Here is a 19,823-nt window from a genome sequence, read left to right as displayed (position 1 = left end):
ACCTCCCAGTTCGCCACAGACCGGGTGGGTCAGGACGCCGTCACGAAGCTGCGCAGCAGCGGACGCTCGTCCCCCTCCCGCATGGCCCAGCCCAGCTCGCTGACGTGGCTGCTGCCCTCCAGCGGCAGCACCACGACGTCGTCCGGCGCCGTGGAGGCGGCGCTGAGCGGCGCGACGGTGACGCCCATGCCGGCGCCCACGAGGTGCAGCAGGGTGGTCCACGACGAGCCGACCTGGGCGATCTCGGGCACGTGGCCGTCCTCGACGACCGGCGCCAGGTTGCGCTGGGTGGCGAGGCGGCCGGCGTGGGCGGGGAAGAAGACGAACGGGTCGCGCGCCAGCTCGGTGGCCCGCACCGACGGTCGCGTCGCGAGGGGGTGCTCGCGCGGCACCGCTGCCACGAACGGCTCGCGGTGGAAGACGTGGACCACGATGCCGTCGCGCGGGTCGGGGTCGCGGACGACGGCGAGGTCGAGCGCGCCCCGCGCGAGCAGGGTCAGCAGGTGCGAGGTGTAGCCCTCGGTGAGCTCCACCCGGACCAGCGGGTGCGCTGCCCGGAACGCCTGCACGAGCCGGATCGGCCCCACCGGGAGCGCCGAGCTGACGAAGCCGACGTCGAGCCTGCCCTCCTCGCCGCGACCGATCCGCACCGCCTCGTCCAGGTCGCGCCGCACCTGCCCCAGCAGGGCCCGCGCTCGGTCGCGGAGCGCCGAGCCCGCCGGGGTGAGCGCCACGCTGCGCGAGGTCCGGGTCAGCAGCTGCACGCCCAGCTCCCGCTCGAGCCGGCGCACCTGCTGCGACAGCGCCGGCTGCGCCACGTGGAGCTCCTCGGCGGCGCGGCCGAAGTGCAGGGTGTCGGCGACGGCGAGGAAGGCGCGCAGGAGGCGCAGGTCGACGGGAGGCGCGGGATCCATGCATGGAGGTTATCGATCATGCAGAACAAGTCTTGGACCGATCTGAGTCCCGGTGCTCACAATCGACGGGTGAACAGTGCCGCCCGCCTGCAGTTCGAGGTCCAGCCCGACTCCCAGCCCGACACCCAGCCCCACTCCCAGTCCGACATCGTCCTCGACGACCTCCGCACCACCGCCGACGCCGAGGCCTTCCGGCGGCTCAACGAGGAGTGGATCACCCGGATCTTCGCGCTCGAGGACGAGGATCGGCGTCAGCTCGAGCACCCGGTGGAGACGCTGGTGCAGCCCGGCGGCGCCGTGCTCGTGGCCCGCGTGGGGGACGAGGTCGTCGGCTGCGTCGGCCTCGCGCCGGCCCGCCCGGGCGTGGTCGAGGTGGTGAAGATGGTCGTCTCGCCGCAGTGCCAGGGGCGAGGCCTCGGGCGGAGGCTGCTGGTGGCCGCGCTCGAGCGTGCCCGGGAGCTGGGTGCCCACCGTGTGGAGCTGGAGAGCAACCGCAGGCTGGCCCCCGCCGTCCACCTGTACCAGCAGCTGGGCTTCCGGCACCTGTCCGCGGACGAGCACGTGCCCGGGCCCTACGTCCGCGCCGACGTCGCGATGGCCCTGGACCTCTAGCCTCGACTGGCCGCGGCCCCCGTCTCAACGTGAGACGGGGGCCGGTCTCACATTGAGACACCGGGCCGGGTCGCGAGCCCCCACCGGACCCCTACGTTCGCCAGCGGAAAGTGTGACTGACGTCACTCCAGCGGCAGGTGGTCCCGCGGGCTCGGCCCCGGTCGGTCCGCGTCGCTGGGCAGCACGTCGCGACCAGAGGAGCAACACATGTCAAGCAGTGTCCGTACCGTCATCAGCCCCGGCCGCTACATCCAGGGCAAGGGGGCCATCCACCGGATCGGGGAGTACCTGGCCCGGCTGGGCAGCACGCCGCTGTTCGTCGCCGACGACCTCGTCTGGGGCCTCGTGGGGCACGACGTCGAGCTGTCCGTGAAGCAGGCGGACCTGCCGATGCGGCGCGAGGCGTTCGGGGGAGTGCCCAGTGCTGCCGAGGTGGACCGGCTCGTGGCCGTGATCCGGGAGGCCGGCGCGGACGTGGTGGTCGCCGTGGGCGGCGGCAGCGTCATCGATGCGGTCAAGGCCGCGGGCCACCTGGCCGACATCCGGTGGGCGAACGTGCCCACGGTGGCGTCCACGGACGCGCCCTGCAGCGCGCTCGCCGTGATCTACACCGAGAGCGGCGAGTTCGAGGAGTACCGGTTCTTCCCGCGCAACCCCGACCTCGTGCTGGTGGACTCCCAGGTCGTGGCCAACGCGCCCGCCCACCTCCTGGTGGCCGGCATCGGCGACGCGCTGGCGACCTGGCTCGAGGCGAGGGCCACCGCCCGCTCCCACTCCCAGACCATGGCGGGCGGGCTCCCGACGCTGGCCGGCACGGCGCTGGCCGAGCTCAGCTGGGAGGTGCTGTGGGAGAACGCGCTGCCCGCGATCGCGGCGGTGCAGGACCACCAGGTGACGCCGGCCGTGGAGAAGGTGATCGAGGCGAACACCCTCCTCTCGGGGCTGGGGTTCGAGTCCGGTGGCCTCGCCGCCGCCCACGCCATCCACAACGGGCTGACCGCGGTCGGCGCCACCCACGGCCTGGCCCACGGCCAGAAGGTCAACATCGGCTCGCTGACCCAGCTCGTGCTCGAGGGCGCGCCGACCAGCGACGTCCGCGACTTCATCGAGTTCACCACCCGGGTCGGGCTGCCGAACACGCTCACGGAGGTGGGGCTGCGCAGCGACGACCTCGACTCCCTGCGCGTCGTGGCGGACGCCGCCACCGTGCCGGGCGAGACCATCCACGCCATGCCCTTCGAGGTGGCCGGTGCGGACGTGGTCAGCGCGCTGGCCTCGATCGAGCGGTTCGCCGTGCGGGTCCGCGAGGAGGCCGGTCTGCCGGCCCCCGTCCCCTACGTCGCGGGGCACTGAGCCGTGGCACCGGGCGGCATCTTCCTCAGTGAGCTCATGGGGTCCACGCTGCTGCTGCTCCTCGGCTGCGGCGTCGTCGCCAACGTCGTCCTGGCCGGGACGAAGGGCAACAGCGGCGGCTTCATGCTGATCAACCTGGGCTGGGGGATGGCGGTCTTCGCCGGGGTGTTCGTCGCCTTCCGGTCCGGTGCCCACCTCAACCCGGCGGTGACGGTGGGGCTCCTGGCCTCCGGGGCCGACCTCGGTGGTCCGCTGAGCGTGCTGGCCTACCTGCTCGGGCAGCTCTCCGGCGCCTTCCTGGGGGCGGTGCTCGCGTGGCTCGTCTACCGGGACCACTTCAACGACGCCGCCAACGAGCCCGGGGCCATGCTGGCGGTGTTCGCGACCGGTCCCGAGATCCGGCGCGCGTCCACGAACCTGGTCACCGAGCTGCTGGGCACCTTCGTGCTGGTCTTCGTAGTGCTGTCCTTCGGCTCGACGCCCTCGGGCCTCGGTCCGCTGGGGGTGGCGCTGCTCGTGGTGGGCATCGGCGCCTCGCTCGGCGGGCCGACCGGGTACGCGATCAACCCCGCCCGCGACCTCGCGCCGCGGATCGCCCACGCGCTGCTGCCGATCCGGAACAAGGGCGGCAGTGACTGGGGCTACGCCTGGGTGCCGATCGTGGGCCCCCTGCTCGGCGGAGCGGCGGCCGGCGTCCTCGCCGCGGCGGTCGGCCTCGTCTGACGGCAGGCACGAACGGACCCCAGGAGGCACGTGCCTCCCGGGGTCCGCTCGGTCCCGCGGGGGCTTGCTACAGGAGTAGCAACGCGCCTGCGTCGGTTCCCGCAGTTGTCTGTGTCCTGCGCCACATCGAGTTCCTAGGGTGACGCGTGTCATAGTCGCTCCCGCCTCGCCGCGGTGGCCGAACGCCGACCTCCTCCGGGCGGACCTCGCAGGTCATCGCCCCCTCGGGGCGCGCGTCGACCCCGGACGCGTGACGACCGAGCACGCCCGACTCACGCAGAGGTCATCCGATGGACTCACTCTTCCGCACTCTCGCCAAGGTTCCCGGCGCCCTCCTGATCGTGCCCCTCTTCCTGGCGGCGCTGATCAACACCGTGGCGCCGCAGGTGCTCGAGATCGGTAGCTTCACCACCGCGCTGTTCAAGGACGGGGCCGTCCCGCTCATCGCGATGTTCTTCTTCGTGATGGGCTCGCAGATCCGTCTCGGCTCGGTCTCCTCGTCGCTGGAGAAGGGCGTGGTGATGCTGGTCGGCAAGTACGTCGCCGCCATCGTCGTCGGTCTCTCCGTGGCCTGGCTGACGCCCGACGGCTCGCTCTTCGGCCTCGTCCCGCTCGCCATCATCGCGGCGATGGGCAACTCCAACGGCGCCATGTACATCGCGCTGACGGGCCAGTTCGGCAACCGGTCGGACAAGGGCGCGGTGGCGGTGCTCTCGATCAACGACGGCCCGCTGCTGACCCTCATCGCGCTCGGCGCCGCAGGGCTGGCGGACTTCTCGGCGATGGCCCTGCTGGCCGTGTTCCTGCCGATCCTGCTGGGCTTCACGCTGGGCAACACCAGCGACATCGCCCGTGAGTTCCTCGCCCCGGGCGAGAAGATCATCCTGCCGTTCGCGCTGTTCGCGATCGGCGCGGGCATCGACCTCACCGTCTTCGCCACGGCCGGCGCCGTGGGGTTCCTGCTCGGCATCATGACCATCGTGCTCTCCGGCGGGCTGGCGATGCTCGCGCTGCAGGTCTGGCACGTGGCGCGCCGTCACCCGAAGCCGACGCGCAACGTCATCGGCGGTGCCTGCGAGGCGACCACCGCCGGCAACGCGATCGCCACGCCGGCAGCGGTCGCGCTGGCCGACCCCAGCTACCAGGCCGTCCAGGGCGTCGCCACGACCCAGGTGGCCTCCGCCGTGGTCGTGACCGCGGTGCTCATCCCGTTCGTCGTGGTGGCGGTGAGCAAGTGGCAGGCGCGGCGAGGGGTCAGCCCCGAGGCGGAGGAGGCGCTGTACGAGGAGCGGCGTGCCGGCCGCTCACCGTCGACCGAGCCCGACTCCGAGCCCGAGCCCGGCTCCGCCTCGTCCACCCCTGCGGCCACCTGAGCGGACCCGCCGGCCCACCCGGAGCGTGACCACGCCCCGTCCCCGACACCTCCGGGGGCGGGGCGTCGTCGTGCTGGTGCCGGGCGGGTCTCAGCGCCCGCGGCGCAGGACGCGGCGCACCAGCAGGCCCAGGTGCAGCTCGAGGCGCACGTCGCCGTCGTCGAGGTCCAGCCCGGAGACCTCACGGATGCGGTCCAGGCGGTAGTAGAGCGTGGTGCGGTGCACGTGCAGCCGGGTCGCGGCGGCCGAGCCCGAGCCCCCGCACTCGAGGAAGGCCTCCAGGGTCTCTAGCAGCTGTCCGTGCGGGTCCTCGGCGAGCCGGTCCAGCACCGGCGGCACCGCCGTCTCGTCCAGCTCCTCCCGCGGGACGCGCACGAGCACGCGCAGGGGCCCCATGGCGTTCCAGTCGACGACCGGCTCACCCAGCAGGTCGGCGGCGCGGCAGGCCAGCTCCGCCTCGCGGTGGGAGAGCCAGGCGTCCTCGACCTCGGTCCGCTCCGCGCCGATCCCGACCCGCGCGTGGAACCGGCCGTCGGCGAACGCCTCGACGTCGGCGATGAGCGCGGCGGCACGCGCGGCGGTGACCTCGTCGTCCAGGGGCACGGGGGAGGCCAGCAGCAGCACGCCGCGGCCCTCGCGCACGGCCAGCAGGACGTGGCCGCGCGGCGTGCGCGCCGTGGACTCCAGTGCCCGGCGCAGCGCGAGGTCGACCTGCGCGGAGTCGACCCCGCGAGGGGTCTCGATCTCCACCGCGAGCGCCCGCAGGTGCCGGGGCAGCGGGAGGGGGCCGGTCTCGGCGAGCTGGCGCTGCGCGCTCGCGCGGGCCCCCGCGTCGCGGGAGAGCCAGTCGAGGAGCCGCGCCTCCTGCGCCAGGGCGCCGCGGTCCTGCGCGTGCCGCTCGGCCACGATCAGCCCGGCCGTCTCCTGAGCCAGGGACTCGATCTCGGTCACCTCGTCGTCGGTGAGGCTCGCGTCGGCGTCGATCACCACGACGAAGCCGAGCAGCTCCCCGTGCAGGCGCACCGGCGCGACCAGGCGGCCGAGCAGCTCGTGCTCGGCGGACGGCGGCACCCGGCCGGCCCGGGTCCACGTGCTGATGCCGTGGCTGAGCAGATAGCCGATCGGCGCGCTGCCGGCGTTGCGGTGCAGCATGGCGCGCACCCGCACCGGGTCCTCGTCACCGAAGTGCTCGCTGGCCAGCACCAGCCGGATCTCGGGGTCGTTGAGCACCACCGAGCGGCCGAGCCGTCGCCCGAGCTCGTCGAACCTCTGCTGGACCTCGGACGTCACCACGGCAGGGTAGGGCCCGCTCCGCTCACGCGGGGACGCCCTGCAGGTCCGCGCCCGCGTCGGCCGTGCGCCCGGGCTCCTGCGAGTCGGCGAGCGAGGGAAGGAGGAGCACCTTGCCGGCGTCCCCGCGCATGAGCGCGAGCGCGGCCGGGAGGTCGCTGAGGGGGAGCCGGTGGGTGACGAGCCCGTCGAGGTCGACGTGGCCGGCGCCGACGAGGGCGGAGAGCTGCTCCCAGGTGCTCCAGATCGCCCGACCCCAGCTGCCGCGGACGGTGAGCCCCCGGGTGATGAAGGTGCGGGTCACCGGCACGGGCAGGTCGCCGCCCGCGAGACCGACGACCATGACGGTGCCCTCGTTGCGCACCCGGTCCAGCAGGGCCTCCAGGGCGGGCAGGACCCCGGAGCACTCGAAGGCGACGTCGAAGCCGCGTCGCTCGCGGGTGCGCCGGTCGGCCTCGCCCACGGGGTCGGAGTCGAGGTCCAGCGCGAGGGCGCCCCTCGCGGTGGCGAGTCGGCGTCGCGCCGCGTTGGGCTCGACGACCACGACGCTGCGGGCGCCCAGCGCGAGCGCGATCTCCACCAGCACCAGGCCCACCGGGCCGGCGCCGGAGACCAGCACGGAGGCGCCGCCCATCGGGACGCCGCAGCGCTGCACGGCGTGCATCGCGCTGCCGGCGGGCTCGAGCAGGGCGGCGGTCTCCAGCGACATCTCCTCGGGCACCTCGAAGCAGCTGGCGGCCGGGACGACGACCCGCTCGGCGAAGGCGCCGTCGACGTCGACGCCCAGCAGCGCGAGGTCCGCACAGTTGTGCCCCGACCCCTCGCGGCAGGCCCAGCAGCGACCGCAGGCCAGGTGGGTCTCCACGCCGACGCGGGTGCCCAGCGCCGGCCCGGCGGTGTGCGGCCCCACCTCGATGACGGTGCCGGCCACCTCGTGGCCCATGGTGATGGGCAGTCGCAGGCCCAGGGCACGGGCGGCGGGACCGTGCGCGTGGATGCTCGCGTCGGTGCCGCACACCGAGGTGGCGGCCACGGCGAGGCGCACCTGGCCGGGCAGGAGGTCGGGCTCGGGGCGGTCGTGGACGAACGAGCAGCCGGGTCCTGCGACGGCCTTGATGACGGCGCGCATCCGTGGGGTCTCCCTGCGTGTGTAGGAACGCCGTCGGCCGCGGGGCCGGCGCCGTGTGGGCGTCGCCACACTCTGACCGGCCGCAGAGGCGCTCGGAACCGACGTGCGACGAGATCGTGGCCTGGGCGTTCCTCCGTTTGTCGCAACGCGGCGCAGCGCCGGGAGCGGCCTCGACATCTGTAGCAAGGGAGACGGGCGTCACTCGGCAGCCGTCTGTTGTGACCCGGCCCACGGCGGCGGAGGGTGTGCACGCCCCACTCCCCGGGGCCGTCCCCCGCTCAGGAAGGTCAGGCATGTCCCAGGCATCCATCATCGGCTGGAGCCACAGCCGCTTCGGACGTCTCGAGGCGCCCGACACGACGAGCCTCATGAGCGAGGTCGTCCCCGACGCCCTCGCCCACGCCGGCCTCGGCGCGCAGGACGTGGACGGCCTCTACGTGGGCGTCTACAACAACGGCTTCTCCACCCAGGACTTCCAGGCGGCGCTCGTCGGCGTCGGCGTCCCGGAGCTCGCGGCCACCCCCGCCACCCGGCTGGAGAACGCCTGTTCCACCGGGTCCGCAGCGCTCTACGCGGCCTGCGACTTCATCGAGTCCGGCCGCGGCCGCGTCGCCCTCGTGGTGGGCGCCGAGAAGATGACCGGCGTGCCCACGCCGCGGGCCGGGGAGATCCTGCTCTCCGGCTGCTACGGGCCCGAGGAGGCGGACGTGGACGGCGGTTTCGCCGGCGTGTTCGCCGGCATCGCCCGCGCCTACGCCGACCGGTACGGCGACCCGTCCGACGCCATGGCGCGCATCGCCGCGAAGAACCACCGCAACGGGGTCACGAACCCGTACGCGCAGCTGCGCAAGGACCTCGGGTACGAGATGTGCTCGACGGTCTCGGAGAAGAACCCGCTGGTCGCGCCGCCGCTGCGGCGCACGGACTGCTCCCTGATCAGCGACGGTGCCGTCGCCCTCGTCCTCGCCTCCGACGACGTGGCACGCGCCGCCCACCGCCGCGTCCGCTTCCGCGCCCGGGCGCACGCCAACGACGTGCTGCCGCTCTCGCGCCGCGACCCCCTCGAGTTCGCCGGCGTCCGGCGCGCGTGGGCCTCGGCGCTGGACCAGGCCGCCGTCGGCACGCTCGACCTGGACCTGGTCGAGACCCACGACTGCTTCACCATCGCCGAGCTGCTCCAGTACGAGGCCTTCGGCCTCGCCGAGCGGGGCCAGGGCCACCGCGTCCTCGACGAGGGCCTCACCCAGGCCGACGGCAAGCTGCCCGTCAACCGCTCGGGGGGCCTGAAGTCCAAGGGCCACCCGATCGGCGCCACCGGTGTCTCGATGCACGCCATCGCGGCCATGCAGGTCACCGGCTCCGCCGGCGAGATGCAGCTCCCGGACGCCGGCCTCGCCGGCGTCTTCAACATGGGCGGCACCGCCGTCTCCAACTACGCAAGCATCCTGGAGGCCTGGTGAGCACCGTGACCACCGCACCCGAGACGACGGAACCCGTGACCAGCACGCCCGAGGCCCCCGAGGCAGCGGCGCCCGCCCCCGGCGACCTGCGCGTCCAGCGCCGCCGGCTGCCCTCGCTGCCGCAGCGCACGTCGAACCTGTCCTCGCTGCTGCGTCAGACCGCTGCCCGGCTGCCCGCCGGCACCGCCCTGGTGCGGGGGGCCGTCCGGTGGTCCTGGCGCGAGCTGGACGCGCGGGCCGACGCCCTGGCCGCGGCCCTCGGCGAGGCGGGCATCGGCCCGGGCGACGTCGTCATGCTCCACGCCGGCAACTGCCGCGACTACCTGACCGTCATGGTCGCCACCTGGCGGGTCGGCGCGGTGATCACCCCCACGAACTCGAAGCTGACCCCCGCCGACGTCGCCCGGCTGGCCGAGGTCGTCCGCCCCGACCTGCTCGTCGTGGAGGAGGGGGCCGAGGCGCACGCCGCAGCACTGGCCCCCGTCCCGTGCTGGACGTTGTCCGACGGCCCCGGCTCCGAGGCGCACCCGCACGTCGGGGCGCTGGTCGAGCGCCACCGCGGCGCACGGGTCCCGGACGCCCAGGTCGCGGTGGGGGAGCCCGCCTGGTTCTTCTTCACCTCGGGCAGCTCGGGCCGCCCCAAGGCCGCCGTCCTGACCCACGACCAGATGGCCTTCGTGGTCAACAACCACATCGCCGACCTGATGCCGGGCCTCGACGCCGACGACGCCACCCTGGTCCTGGCCCCGCTCTCGCACGGCGCGGGCGTCCACGTGCTCACCCACGTCGCGCGCGGCGCCGCGGTGGTGCTGCTGCCCGGGGAGTCGCTCGACGTCGCCCAGGCGTGGGACCTCATCGCCGAGCACCGCGTCTCGACGCTGTTCACCGTGCCCACGATCCTCAACCGGCTCGTCCAGGGCGTCCGGCCCGACACCGACCTGACCTCGCTGGCGCACGTCGTCTACGCCGGCGCCCCGATCACGCGGCAGGACCAGGCCCGGGCACGGCAGGTGCTGGGTCCGGTGGTGGAGCAGTACTACGGGCTGTGCGAGGTCACCGGTGCCATCACCGTCCTGCCGCCCTCCCTGCACGAGGACGTGCCGACCGTCGACGGCATCGTCACCGCGGGCCACGCCCGCACGGGCATGACCCTCTCGATCCAGGACCCCGACGGCCGCCACCTGCCCGCCGGCGAGCGCGGGGAGATCTGCGTCGTCGGCCCGGCCGTCTTCTGCGGCTACCTGGGCAACGACGCGGCCAACGCGTCGTCGTTCCGCGAGGGCTGGTTCCGCACCGGGGACCTGGGCCTCCTCGACGAGCACGGCTTGCTCTACATCACCGGCCGCGCCTCGGACATGTACATCTCCGGGGGCTCGAACATCGACCCGCGCGAGGTGGAGGAGAAGATCCTCGCTCACCCCGCGGTCCGCGCCGTCGGCGTCGTCGGAGCCCCGGACCCGGACTGGGGCGAGGTGGGCTACGCCGTCGCGGTGGTCGAGGACGGGCTCGGTGCCGACGAGCTGCTGGCCTGGTGCCGCGAGCACATGGCGCGCTACAAGGCGCCCAAGCGCGTGCACCTCGTCGATCAGCTGCCCACGACCGCCTACGGCAAGGTCACGACCGCGGTGCTGCGCGAGCTGCTCCAGAGCGCCGGCGCCTGGCCCGCGGGGTCGGTCCGATGAGCGTCACCGCCACGCGCGACCGGCTGGTGCCCGCGGACGGGGCGCCGCTGCTGCGCCACCCCGGGCCGGTGGCCGCCGAGCGGGTCGTGGTCGTCCCGGCGCGGCTGCGCCCGCACACCGAGGTGCTGCCCGCCGGCGTGCCGCTGCTGGAGGCGCTGGCCGGGCTGCTGGCCCGCACCGGCGCGAGCGCGGCCTCGGGCGAGCTGGTCGGTGGCGAGCTGGCGTCGTTCTCCTACTTCGTGCCGGACGTCGGTGCCCCCGGTGGGCCGGTGGCGAACTTCAGCGCCCCCCGGGCCGGGTCCGCGCCCGCCCGGCTGGTGCACGGCGGGCTGACGCTGGGGCATCGCGACGGCGAGGTCTTCAGTCACAGCCACGCCCTCTTCGTGGGCGCCGACGGGGAGCGGCGCGCGGGGCACCTGATCCCCGACTCGGTGGTGCTCGGCGAGGGCGTCACGGCGCGCGTGTGGACGTCGGTCGACGTCGACCTGCGCGTCGAGCACGACCCGGAGACCACGATGTCCCTGTTCGTGCCCCAGCGGGTGCGCGCGGCCGGCACGCACGACGAGCGGGACGTGGACGCGCTGCTGTGCCGCGTCCGCCCCAACGTCGACCTCGTCGGCGTGGTCGAGCACCTCGTCGCCGAGGCCGGCTGGGCCGCCGCGGCGGTGCGCGGGCAGATCGGCTCCCTGGTGGGTGCGAGGCTGGGCGGCGAGGGCGGCACGATCGCCGTCGACGGCCCGGCGACCGAGGTGATGCACGTCGGCGGCACGGTGGTCCGCGAGGACGACGGGGTGCGTGCCCGGCTCACGGCCGACCTGGTCGACCGGCACGGCGCGGTGCACTCCGGCGCGCTGCTCCCCGGCCTGAACCCGGTGGCCATGACCTACGAGCTGGTGCTCACGCGCCTCGACGCGGCGGCCGCCGGCGGGGGAGCATCTGCCTGATGAGGACCCTGCGTGACCGGCTGGCCGCCCACGGCGTCCGGCCGGAGACCGTCCACGAGCGCGTGCTCGACCGCGTGACCGCGGCCGCCGACGCCTCCCACTACCTGCTCCAGCCCCAGGCGCTGGTCACCACCTCGGCCGAGGCCGACGTGGTGCGGCTGCTGGCGGCCTGCACCGCGGAGCGGCTCCCGCTGACCTTCCGCTCCGGCGGCACGAGCCTGTCGGGCCAGGCCGGCACGCACGGCGTGCTGGCCGACGTCCGCCGGGGCTTCCGCGGCGTCGAGGTCCTCGACGGCGGCGCCCGCGTGCGCGTCGCACCGGGCACCACGGTGCGCGCGGTCAACGCCGCGCTCGCGCCGCACGGCCGCCGGCTCGGCCCCGACCCGGCCAGCGACGGCGCCTGCACGATCGGCGGGGTGGTCGCCGACAACTCCAGCGGCATGAGCTGCGGGGTGGAGGGCACCAGCTACCACACGCTCGACTCGCTGCGCGTGGTCCTGCCCAGCGGCACCGTGGTCGACACGGCGCTCCCGGACGCCGACGCGCGCCTGGCACACGACGAGCCCGCCCTCCACGCCGGCCTGGCCCGGCTGCGCGACGCGCTGCGGGCCTCGCCCGGGCTGGTCGCCGAGGTGCGGCGGCAGTTCTCGGTGAAGAACACGATGGGCTACGGCCTGAACTCCCTGCTCGACCACGACGAGCCGGCGCAGGTGCTGGCCCACCTCGTGGTCGGCTCCGAGGGCACGCTCGCGTTCGTCTCCTCGGCCACCTTCCGCACCCTGCCGGTGCGTCCCTTCGCCGCCACCGGGCTGCTGGTGGTCGACGAGCTGTCCCGCGCGACCGACGCCCTCCCGGCCCTCGTCGGGTCCGGGGCCGTCGCCCTGGAGCTGCTCGACACCCGCTCGCTGCACGTCGCCGCCGGCGACGCGCGGGCGACGCCGGGGCTGCGTGCGCTGAGGCTGGAGCGCCAGGCGGCACTGCTGGTGGAGTACCAGGCCGAGTCGGCCGACGAGCTCGCCGCGCTGGTGGAGCAGGGCGCGCCCGTGCTCGCCACGGGCGTCGGTGGCGACCCGCTGACCAGCGACCCGGCCGCCCGCGCCGACCTCTGGCACCTGCGCAAGGGGCTCTACGCCGCCGTCGCCGGGGCGCGGCGGCGCGGCACCACCGCCCTGCTGGAGGACGTGGCGGTGCCGGTCGCCGACCTCACCGCCACCTGTGCCGCCCTCGACGACGTCTTCGCCGCCCACGGCTACGACGACGCCGTGGTCTTCGGGCACGCCAAGGACGGCAACATCCACTTCATGATCAGCGAGGACCTCGGCGAGGCCGCGGGCCAGGAGCGCTACGCCCGGTTCACCGACGACATGGTGGACGTCGTCCTCGCGCGCGGCGGCACGCTCAAGGCCGAGCACGGCACGGGCCGCGTCATGGCCCCCTTCGTCCGCCGCCAGTACGGCGACGACCTCTACGCGGTGATGCTCGAGGTCAAGGCGTTCTGCGACCCGTCCGGGGTGCTCAACCCCGGGGTGCTGCTCAGCGACGACCCGCAGGCGCACCTGCGCGACCTCAAGTCGGTGCCGGAGGTGGAGGAGGAGGTGGACGCCTGCGTGGAGTGCGGCTTCTGCGAGCCCGTCTGCCCCAGCCGCGACCTCACCCTCACCCCGCGGCAGCGCATCATCGCCCGGCGGGCCGAGGCGGGTCTGCGGGCCGCAGCCGCCGCGGGCGACGACGAGGCGGCCGCCCGGGCCGACGAGCTGGCCGCCGACTACGACTACGCCGGCGTGCAGACCTGCGCGGTCGACTCGATGTGCCAGACCGCCTGCCCCGTCAGCATCGACACCGGGCAGCTCGTGCGACGCCTCCGCGCCCAGGAGCAGGGCCGTCTGGCCCAGGCCGTCGGCCGGACGGCGGCGCGGCACTGGGCGGGTGCGACCCGTGCGGCCGGGGCGGCGCTCGACGTGGCTCGCAGGGCGCCGGGACTGACCGAGGCGGCGTCGCGTGGCGGACGCCGGGTGCTCGGCGAGGACCGGGTGCCGCTCTACGCCGGGCCGATGCCCGGCGGCGGGTCGCGCCGGGCACCGAGCGCCGGAGCGCCGACCCCGGCCGCGCGGACGGACGCGGCCCCGCCTGCCGTGGTGCTGCTGCCCAGCTGCACCGGCGCCATGTTCGGCTCGCCCACGGACGGCGGCGCCCACGCCGCCTTCCTCGCCCTGTGCGAGCGGGCCGGCGTCGAGGTGCGGGTGCCGGCCGACGCCGACACGCTGTGCTGCGGCATGCCCTGGAGCTCGAAGGGGCTCACGGCCGGCGCCGCGGAGATGAGCCGCCGGCTGGTCGCCTCCCTCGCCGACCTCACCGAGCGTGGCCGGGTGCCGGTGCTCACCGACTCCGCCTCCTGCAGCGAGGGCCTCGCCAAGTCGCTGCGCGGCGAGGGCCTCGGTGTGGAGGACGCGGTCTCCTTCGCCGCCCGGGAGCTGCTGCCGCGCCTGGCCGCCACACCGGTCGCGCGACGCCTGGCGCTCCACCCGACCTGCGCGTCGACCCGTGCCGGGCACGACGCCGACCTGCGGGCGCTGGCCGCCGCCGTCGCCGAGGAGGTGTTCGTGCCGCCGTCCTGGGGGTGCTGCGCGTTCGCGGGGGACCGGGGCCTGCTGCACCCGGAGCTCACGGAGGCGGCCACCGCCGCCCAGGCCGCGGAGGTGCGGGCCGCCGGCGCCGACGCGCACGCGTCCTGCAACCGCACCTGCGAGCTCGGGATGACCCGGGCCACGGGGGAGACCTACGAGAACGTGCTCGTGCTGCTGGAGCGTGCCACCCGGGTGGACGGGGCCGGTGCGTGATCGCCCCGACGCTCGACCCGAGCGCGTGGGTGGCGCCCGGTGCGGTGGTCGTAGGCGACGTGCGCCTAGGCGCTTGCTCCTCGGTCTGGTACACCGCCGTGCTCCGCGCCGACGGGGACACGATCGCCGTCGGCACCGACAGCAACGTGCAGGACGGGAGCGTCCTGCACACCGACCCGGGCTTCCCGCTGACGCTCGGCGACCGGGTCTCGGTCGGGCACCGCGCGGTGCTGCACGGCTGCACCGTGGAGGACGACGTGCTCGTCGGCATGGGGGCGATCGTGATGAACGGGGCGGTGGTCGGCGCCGGGTCGATCATCGGGGCGGGAGCGGTGCTCGCCGAGGGGGCCTGTGTGCCGCCCGGCTCGCTCGTGCTGGGGCTGCCCGGCCGGGTGCGGCGCGAGGTCACGGACGCCGAGCGGGTCACCATCACCCGCAACGCCGAGCAGTACGTGCGGCTCGCGGGGCTGCACGCCGAGGGCCGACCGTGACGGCCGGCCCGACGCTCAGCGCGGGCTGAGCCGCAGGACGGGGATGGTGCGGGCGGTGCGGGCCTCGTACTCGGCGAAGCCGGGGCTGGCCTGCTTGAACCGCTCCCAGGCGGCGTCGCGCTCGGCGCCCTCGAGGTCGGTGGCGTGCACGTCGGTGCGAGTGATCGTGGTGCCGTCGCCGGTCTCGATCACGAGGTCGGGATGGGCCAGGAGGTTGTGGTACCAGGCCGGGTTGTCGGGCGCCCCGGCCTTGGACGCCGCCACGAGCCAGCCGTCCCCGTCCTCGATCCCCATGACGGGGCTGACCCGCGGGGCGCCGGACCTCGCCCCCACCGTGTGGAGCACCACGAGCGAGTCGCCGAACGGCGCCGCCTCGGTGACCACGCCGTGCCGCTCGTGGAACTCGGCCAGGACCCGCGCGTTGAAGTCGGACATGGCTCGATCCTGCCTCGGGACGGCACGTCCCGCCACCAGCCCCTCGGGGGACGACCCCGGCCCAGACCAGTGACGAGACTTTGTCATGACATGGGTCAGCCGCCCGCCGTCCACGCCGATGAAGGAGGCATGAAGAACGTGCTGCTGGTGGAGGACGACGGCGACATCGCCGTGCTCCTCGGGTTCGCCCTCCGGGGTTCCGGGGTGCGCCTCGAGGTCGTCGCGACCGTGGACGCGGCCCTGGACGTCCTCGCCCGTCGCGAGACCGACCTGCTCGTCACCGACGTGCGGCTCGGCACCCGGGAGACCGGGCTCGACCTCGTGCTGCACGCCCGTGCGCTCGGGCTGGAGCCGCTGGACGGGGTGGTGGTGATCTCGGCCAGCGTCATGGCCGAGGACCTCGCCGCCGCCCAGGACGCCGGCGTCACCGAGTTCGTGGCCAAGCCGTTCGACGTGCGCGCCCTGGCCCGCCGGGTGGCCGCGGTCACCGGCTCGCCACAGGCCGCCTGAGCCCAGGGGAGCGCTCCCGGCCGCTCCGCTCGGCCGGCCGCCTCGGGTCGCTCAGCGCCGCCCGCGCAGCAGGTAGCAGACCGGCAGGACGCCGGCGGAGCTGACCGTGCTCAGCGCCAGCGCCCACAGTCGCCGCGAGCCGCGGACCTGCGCCGCGTCCCTCGCCCTGAGGTCGCGCAGGGCGACCAGGCGCAGGACGGCGTCGGCCACGCCGACGCCGATGACGACCCCGCGGGCACGGGGGCTGAGCTGCTCGAGACGTGACACGGGTCCTCCTCGTCGACGGAGCCCCATCCTGCCCGACGGGTCCGACGTCACGTCCCCGGCGGGACCGGCGGCGTCCACGTCGCCCGGACGCGCGGCGGGTGCGGTTAGGTGGGGCCAGCAGACGCGGCCGCGGCGCCGCCCGTCCCCGGAGGAGAACGCATGACCAGTCCCGCCTACCAGGTCCTCGACCCGAGCACCGGTGAGGTCGCCGAGACCTTCCCCCACGCCACGGACGCCGAGGTCGAGGGCGCGCTCGCCGCCGCCCAGACCGCCTACACGTCGTGGAAGGCCGTCCCGATGGCCGAGCGCGCCGTCGTCGTGAAGCGCATCGCCGCGCTGTTCGAGGAGCGCAAGGACGAGCTGGCCGCCATCGCCACGCAGGAGATGGGCAAGCCGCTGTCGGAGGGCGTCGAGGAGGCCGAGTTCTGCCAGGCGATCTTCGACTACTTCGCCACCGAGGGCCCGACCCTCGCGGCCGACCAGCCGATCAAGACCTTCTCCGGCGGCAGCGCGGTCATCCAGCGGCTGCCGATCGGCGTCCTGCTCGGGATCATGCCGTGGAACTTCCCCTTCTACCAGATCGCCCGGTTCGCGGCGCCGAACCTGATGCTGGGCAACACCATCGTGCTCAAGCACGCCGAGTCGGTGCCGCGCTCGGCGCTCGCGGTGGAGCAGATCATGAAGGACGCCGGCCTCCCCGAGGGCGCCTACGTCAACGTCTTCGCCAGCTACGACCAGGTCGAGACCATCATCGCCGACCCCCGCGTGCAGGGCGTCTCGCTCACCGGCTCCGAGCGGGCCGGCGCGGTCGTCGCCGCCCTGGCCGGCAAGAACCTGAAGAAGTGCGTCCTCGAGCTGGGCGGCTCGGACCCGATGGTCGTCCTCGACGCCGACGACCTGGACTCCGTGGTCAGCGACGCTTGGGACTTCCGCACCTACAACACCGGCCAGGCCTGCAACTCCAACAAGCGGATGATCGTGCGCTCGGAGGTCTACGCCGACTTCGTGGAGAAGATCGTCGCGAAGGCGAAGGCCGTGGAGGAGTTCTCCCCGCTGTCGTCGCGACGTGCCGCCGAGGCCCTGGACGCCCAGGTGCAGGATGCCGTCGCCAAGGGCGCCACGCTGCACGCCGGCGGCGTGCTGGGCGAGGCCCCCGCGGCCTACTACTCCCCGGCGGTGCTCACGGGCGTCACCCCCGAGATGCGCGCGTTCCGCGAGGAGCTCTTCGGCCCCGTCGCCGTCGTCTACGAGGTGGCCAGCGACGAGGAGGCCCTCGCCCTGGCCAACGACACCACCTACGGGCTCGGCGGCTCCGTGATCAGCAAGGACGAGGCACGCGCCCGCGCCCTCGCCGAGCAGCTGGAGGTAGGCATGGCCAACGTGAACTCCACCGCCGGCGAGGGCGCGGAGATCCCGTTCGGCGGCGTCAAGCGCTCCGGCTTCGGCCGCGAGCTGGGCCCGCTGGGCATGGACGAGTTCGTCAACAAGCGGATGTTCTACGTGGCCGACTGAGCCATGGCTGACTGACCGTGGCCGACCGACTGCCCGGGCCGGTCGCCCGCCCTACCAGGGGCGCGGCGGGCGGCCCGGCAACGGTCCGGCGTCGCGGGTGAGCGCCAGCAGCTCCTCGCGCAGCGCGTCGACCTCGCCGGCGTCGACGTCCCCGTCGAACAGCGACGCGGCCGAGACCCCGTCCGCGGCCCGCACGATCACGTGCGTGCGCCCGGCGTCCAGGCCGTCCGCGGCCAGCCGCTCGCGCCAGCGGTGCCAGGCGTCCCGCGCGTCCTGCGTGGCCTCGGGCACCGCGCTGATCAGCGCCAGCAGCGTGATCTCCTCGCGCACCTGCGTCGCGTCCAGCTGGTCCAGCGAGGCCCGGACGTAGGCCCGCAGCAGCCGCCCCGGGGCGTCGTCCTCCGGGTCGAGCTGCGCCTCGACGTGCTCCTCGAACTGCGCCTCCAGGTGCGCGCCCAGCGCGACCAGCAACGCGTCCTTGCTGGGGAAGTGGTGCAGCAGGCCGCCCTTGGAGACCTCGGCCACCCGGGCGATCACCTCGAGGCTCGCCCCGGCGCCGTGGGTCAGCAGCGCCCGCCCGGCCGCGTCGAGGATGCGTGCCCGCGTCTGCACCGGGTCCCGGGTCCGTCTGCCCTCGCTCACGCGGCCAAGCCTAGGTGGAGCCGGCCGCGTGGCAGTCGTCGGGAGTTGGTTACCGACCGTCTGGACGGTACGTTATTGCCATGACCAGCACCCTGCCCACGACTCCGGTCGCCCGCCCCACGTCCTCGCCCGTGCCCGCCGGCATCGCGCGACGACCCTGGGCCGCGCTGGTGGTGCTGGTGCTCGCGGTCGTCCTGCTCTCGGTCGACGGCACCGTGGTGGCGCTCGCCGTGCCCGCGCTCTCCGCCGACCTCGCGCCCACCTCCACGCAGCTGCTCTGGATCGGCGACGTGTACTCCTTCGCCATCGCGGGCTTCCTGGTCACGATGGGCGGCGTCGCCGACCGGTTCGGCCGCCGCCGCGTCCTCCTCGTCGGGACGACGGCCTTCGGGCTGACCTCCCTGGCCGCCGGCCTCGCCCCCACCCCGGAGACCCTCATCGCCGCCCGCGCGCTCCAGGGCGTCGCTGCGGCCACCCTCATGCCCTCCACACTGGCGCTGATCCGCGCGCTCTTCCCGGACGCCGCGCGGCGCACCCGCGCCGTGGCGATCTGGGCCGCCGGCGCCTACGCGGGCGCCGCCGCCGGCCCCGCGGTGGGCGGCCTGCTGCTCGAGCACTTCTGGTGGGGCTCGGTCTTCCTGGTCAACGTGCCGGTCGTCGTGCTGCTGCTCGTCGGCACCGTGGCGCTGGTCCCCGAGTCGCGCGACCCGCACCCGGGCCGGCTCGACCTGGTCAGCGCCGGTCTCTCCCTGCTGGCCGTGGTGCCCGTCGTCCTGGCCGTGAAGGAGGCGGCCGTGCACGGCGTGACCCCGCTGGCCGCCGCCGCCCTGGTGGTCGGCGTCCTGGCGGGCGTCACCTTCGTCCGCCGGCAGCGGGCGCTGAGCCGCGCCGGCCGCGCCCCGCTGCTGGACCTCGCGCTGTTCCGCGACCCGACGGTCCGGGGCGCCGTCGGCTCCACGCTCGTGGCGGTGCTGGCCTTCAGCGGGCTGCTCTACTTCTTCTCCCAGTACCTCCAGCTCGTGCGCGGCCTCGGCCCGCTGCAGGCCGGTCTGTGGGAGCTGCCGCTGACCGCGGCCGCCGTGGCCGTCATCCCCTTCGCCGGGCGGGCCGCCGCACGGTTCGGCCAGGGCCGCGTCATCGGTGCCGGGCTGGCCGTCTCCGCCGCCGGGATGGCGCTGCTGGCCGTCGGCGAGAGCGCCGCCGGGTACGTCGTCCTCGCGGCCGCGCTCGTGCTGGCCGGGCTGGGGGAGGGGTTCGCCTTCACCCTCAGCACCGACGCCGTGCTCAGCGCGGTGCCCGCCGACCGGGCCGGTGCCGCCTCCGCCGTCAGCGAGACCGCCTACGAGCTGGGCGTGGCCCTCGGCATCGGCGTCCTCGGCTCCGGCCTGACGCTGCTGTACCGCTCCGGCCTCGACGGCCAGCCCGAGGAGGTCCGCGACTCGCTCGCCGGGGCCCTCGCGCACGGCTCGGACGAGGCGGTGCTGCTCGCGCAGCACGCGTTCGTCGACGCCATGCAGGCGGTCTCGCTGGCCGCCGCCCTGCTGCTGTCGGTGGCCGCGGTCGTGGCCTGGCGGCTCATCGGTCGGCGTCGTGACGAGGACGTGCTCGACTCGTGACGGCCCGCACGTGGCGCCACGTCGGCGCCGGGG

18 protein-coding genes are annotated in these 19,823 nt (G+C 74.8%); 12 read left to right on the top strand and 6 right to left on the bottom strand.

Annotated features, from left to right (window positions below; translation table 11 throughout):
- Positions 1-29: 29 nt before the first annotated feature.
- Positions 30-914, bottom strand: coding sequence for a LysR family transcriptional regulator (locus tag M8316_RS15875; protein ID WP_250056143.1), 885 nt, complete (start codon positions 912-914; stop codon positions 30-32).
- Between the two features lie 69 nt (positions 915-983).
- Here M8316_RS15875 and M8316_RS15870 point away from each other — a divergent pair, with 69 nt between their 5' ends.
- The 4 genes from M8316_RS15870 (at position 984) to M8316_RS15855 (ending at position 4,975) form a co-directional block, all read left to right on the top strand.
- On the top strand, positions 984-1,526 hold the full coding sequence (locus M8316_RS15870; protein WP_250056141.1) for a GNAT family N-acetyltransferase: 543 nt from the start codon (positions 984-986) through the stop codon (positions 1,524-1,526).
- A 207-nt stretch (positions 1,527-1,733) separates the two neighbouring features.
- A complete protein-coding gene (locus tag M8316_RS15865; RefSeq protein WP_250056139.1) occupies positions 1,734-2,879 on the top strand; it encodes a glycerol dehydrogenase in 1,146 nt (381 codons plus the stop codon).
- A 3-nt stretch (positions 2,880-2,882) separates the two neighbouring features.
- The gene (locus M8316_RS15860; protein WP_308196041.1) at positions 2,883-3,602 is read left to right on the top strand and encodes an MIP/aquaporin family protein; all 720 of its coding nucleotides are present in this window, start codon (positions 2,883-2,885) and stop codon (positions 3,600-3,602) included.
- 290 nt (positions 3,603-3,892) lie between these two features.
- Positions 3,893-4,975 carry a 2-keto-3-deoxygluconate permease gene (locus M8316_RS15855; protein WP_250056135.1) on the top strand — a complete coding sequence of 361 codons (1,083 nt, stop codon included), beginning with the start codon at positions 3,893-3,895 and terminating at the stop codon, positions 4,973-4,975.
- A gap of 90 nt (positions 4,976-5,065) precedes the next feature.
- Here the strand turns inward: M8316_RS15855 and M8316_RS15850 are convergent, their stop codons facing one another.
- Both M8316_RS15850 and M8316_RS15845 read right to left on the bottom strand, forming a co-directional pair.
- Positions 5,066-6,265 (bottom strand): PucR family transcriptional regulator, encoded by a 1,200-nt coding sequence (locus M8316_RS15850; RefSeq protein ID WP_250056133.1) that lies wholly within the window; start codon positions 6,263-6,265, stop codon positions 5,066-5,068.
- 25 nt (positions 6,266-6,290) lie between these two features.
- The gene (locus M8316_RS15845) at positions 6,291-7,394 is read right to left on the bottom strand and encodes a zinc-dependent alcohol dehydrogenase (RefSeq protein ID WP_250056131.1); all 1,104 of its coding nucleotides are present in this window, start codon (positions 7,392-7,394) and stop codon (positions 6,291-6,293) included.
- Positions 7,395-7,687: 293 nt separating this feature from the next.
- On the opposite strand from M8316_RS15845, the gene M8316_RS15840 reads away from it, so the two are divergent.
- From M8316_RS15840 to M8316_RS21195, 5 genes are read left to right on the top strand one after another with little or no spacing between them, the layout of a single operon-like run.
- A complete protein-coding gene (locus M8316_RS15840) occupies positions 7,688-8,854 on the top strand; it encodes an acetyl-CoA acetyltransferase (RefSeq protein WP_250056130.1) in 1,167 nt (388 codons plus the stop codon).
- Positions 8,855-8,889: 35 nt separating this feature from the next.
- Positions 8,890-10,536 (top strand): AMP-binding protein, encoded by a 1,647-nt coding sequence (locus M8316_RS15835; protein WP_250056128.1) that lies wholly within the window; start codon positions 8,890-8,892, stop codon positions 10,534-10,536.
- Positions 10,533-11,480 (top strand): PCC domain-containing protein, encoded by a 948-nt coding sequence (locus M8316_RS15830; protein WP_250056126.1) that lies wholly within the window; start codon positions 10,533-10,535, stop codon positions 11,478-11,480. The genes M8316_RS15835 and M8316_RS15830 overlap by 4 nt, the downstream gene beginning before the upstream one ends.
- Positions 11,480-14,317, top strand: coding sequence for an FAD-binding and (Fe-S)-binding domain-containing protein (locus M8316_RS15825; RefSeq protein ID WP_250056124.1), 2,838 nt, complete (start codon positions 11,480-11,482; stop codon positions 14,315-14,317). Before M8316_RS15830 ends, M8316_RS15825 begins: the two co-directional genes overlap by 1 nt.
- Positions 14,314-14,808 carry a gamma carbonic anhydrase family protein gene (locus tag M8316_RS21195; protein WP_250056122.1) on the top strand — a complete coding sequence of 165 codons (495 nt, stop codon included), beginning with the start codon at positions 14,314-14,316 and terminating at the stop codon, positions 14,806-14,808. The genes M8316_RS15825 and M8316_RS21195 overlap by 4 nt, the downstream gene beginning before the upstream one ends.
- Before the next feature lie 15 nt (positions 14,809-14,823).
- Here the strand turns inward: M8316_RS21195 and M8316_RS15815 are convergent, their stop codons facing one another.
- On the bottom strand, positions 14,824-15,243 hold the full coding sequence (locus M8316_RS15815) for a nitroreductase/quinone reductase family protein (protein ID WP_250056120.1): 420 nt from the start codon (positions 15,241-15,243) through the stop codon (positions 14,824-14,826).
- 129 nt (positions 15,244-15,372) lie between these two features.
- On the opposite strand from M8316_RS15815, the gene M8316_RS15810 reads away from it, so the two are divergent.
- A complete protein-coding gene (locus tag M8316_RS15810; RefSeq protein WP_250056118.1) occupies positions 15,373-15,753 on the top strand; it encodes a response regulator in 381 nt (126 codons plus the stop codon).
- A 51-nt stretch (positions 15,754-15,804) separates the two neighbouring features.
- Here M8316_RS15810 and M8316_RS15805 read toward each other — a convergent pair whose 3' ends face one another.
- On the bottom strand, positions 15,805-16,020 hold the full coding sequence (locus M8316_RS15805; RefSeq protein ID WP_250056117.1) for a hypothetical protein: 216 nt from the start codon (positions 16,018-16,020) through the stop codon (positions 15,805-15,807).
- Between the two features lie 159 nt (positions 16,021-16,179).
- Between M8316_RS15805 and M8316_RS15800 the strand changes: the two genes are divergently transcribed.
- Entirely contained in the window at positions 16,180-17,532 is a 1,353-nt protein-coding gene (locus tag M8316_RS15800) for an NAD-dependent succinate-semialdehyde dehydrogenase (RefSeq protein ID WP_250056115.1), read from the top strand.
- Between the two features lie 51 nt (positions 17,533-17,583).
- On the opposite strand, the gene M8316_RS15795 is transcribed toward M8316_RS15800, so the two are convergent.
- Positions 17,584-18,174: a TetR/AcrR family transcriptional regulator gene (locus M8316_RS15795; RefSeq protein WP_250056113.1), complete on the bottom strand. Its 591-nt coding sequence runs from the start codon at positions 18,172-18,174 to the stop codon at positions 17,584-17,586.
- A gap of 80 nt (positions 18,175-18,254) precedes the next feature.
- Between M8316_RS15795 and M8316_RS15790 the strand changes: the two genes are divergently transcribed.
- Positions 18,255-19,790: an MFS transporter gene (locus M8316_RS15790; protein ID WP_250056112.1), complete on the top strand. Its 1,536-nt coding sequence runs from the start codon at positions 18,255-18,257 to the stop codon at positions 19,788-19,790.
- Positions 19,791-19,823 lie beyond the last annotated feature (33 nt).

It is taken from the genome of Nocardioides bruguierae (genome assembly GCF_023554635.1).
GTDB lineage: Bacteria > Actinomycetota > Actinomycetes > Propionibacteriales > Nocardioidaceae > Nocardioides > Nocardioides bruguierae.
Note: the sequence above shows the minus strand (reverse complement) of the source record. Positions and strands in the feature narration are given on the sequence as shown.

What these genes read in the sequence shown, in the direction of transcription:
- M8316_RS15840 (WP_250056130.1), top strand. Translation starts at nt 7,688, where the DNA reads ATGTCCCAGGCATCCATCATCGGCTGGAGCCACAGCCGCTTCGGACGT.
- M8316_RS15810 (WP_250056118.1), top strand. Translation starts at nt 15,373, where the DNA reads ATGAAGAACGTGCTGCTGGTGGAGGACGACGGCGACATCGCCGTGCTC.
- M8316_RS15815 (WP_250056120.1), bottom strand. Translation starts at nt 15,243, where the DNA reads ATGTCCGACTTCAACGCGCGGGTCCTGGCCGAGTTCCACGAGCGGCAC.
- M8316_RS15865 (WP_250056139.1), top strand. Translation starts at nt 1,734, where the DNA reads ATGTCAAGCAGTGTCCGTACCGTCATCAGCCCCGGCCGCTACATCCAG.
- M8316_RS15855 (WP_250056135.1), top strand. Translation starts at nt 3,893, where the DNA reads ATGGACTCACTCTTCCGCACTCTCGCCAAGGTTCCCGGCGCCCTCCTG.
- M8316_RS15790 (WP_250056112.1), top strand. Translation starts at nt 18,255, where the DNA reads ATGACCAGCACCCTGCCCACGACTCCGGTCGCCCGCCCCACGTCCTCG.
- M8316_RS15845 (WP_250056131.1), bottom strand. Translation starts at nt 7,394, where the DNA reads ATGCGCGCCGTCATCAAGGCCGTCGCAGGACCCGGCTGCTCGTTCGTC.
- M8316_RS15830 (WP_250056126.1), top strand. Translation starts at nt 10,533, where the DNA reads ATGAGCGTCACCGCCACGCGCGACCGGCTGGTGCCCGCGGACGGGGCG.
- M8316_RS15825 (WP_250056124.1), top strand. Translation starts at nt 11,480, where the DNA reads ATGAGGACCCTGCGTGACCGGCTGGCCGCCCACGGCGTCCGGCCGGAG.
- M8316_RS15875 (WP_250056143.1), bottom strand. Translation starts at nt 914, where the DNA reads ATGGATCCCGCGCCTCCCGTCGACCTGCGCCTCCTGCGCGCCTTCCTC.
- M8316_RS15800 (WP_250056115.1), top strand. Translation starts at nt 16,180, where the DNA reads ATGACCAGTCCCGCCTACCAGGTCCTCGACCCGAGCACCGGTGAGGTC.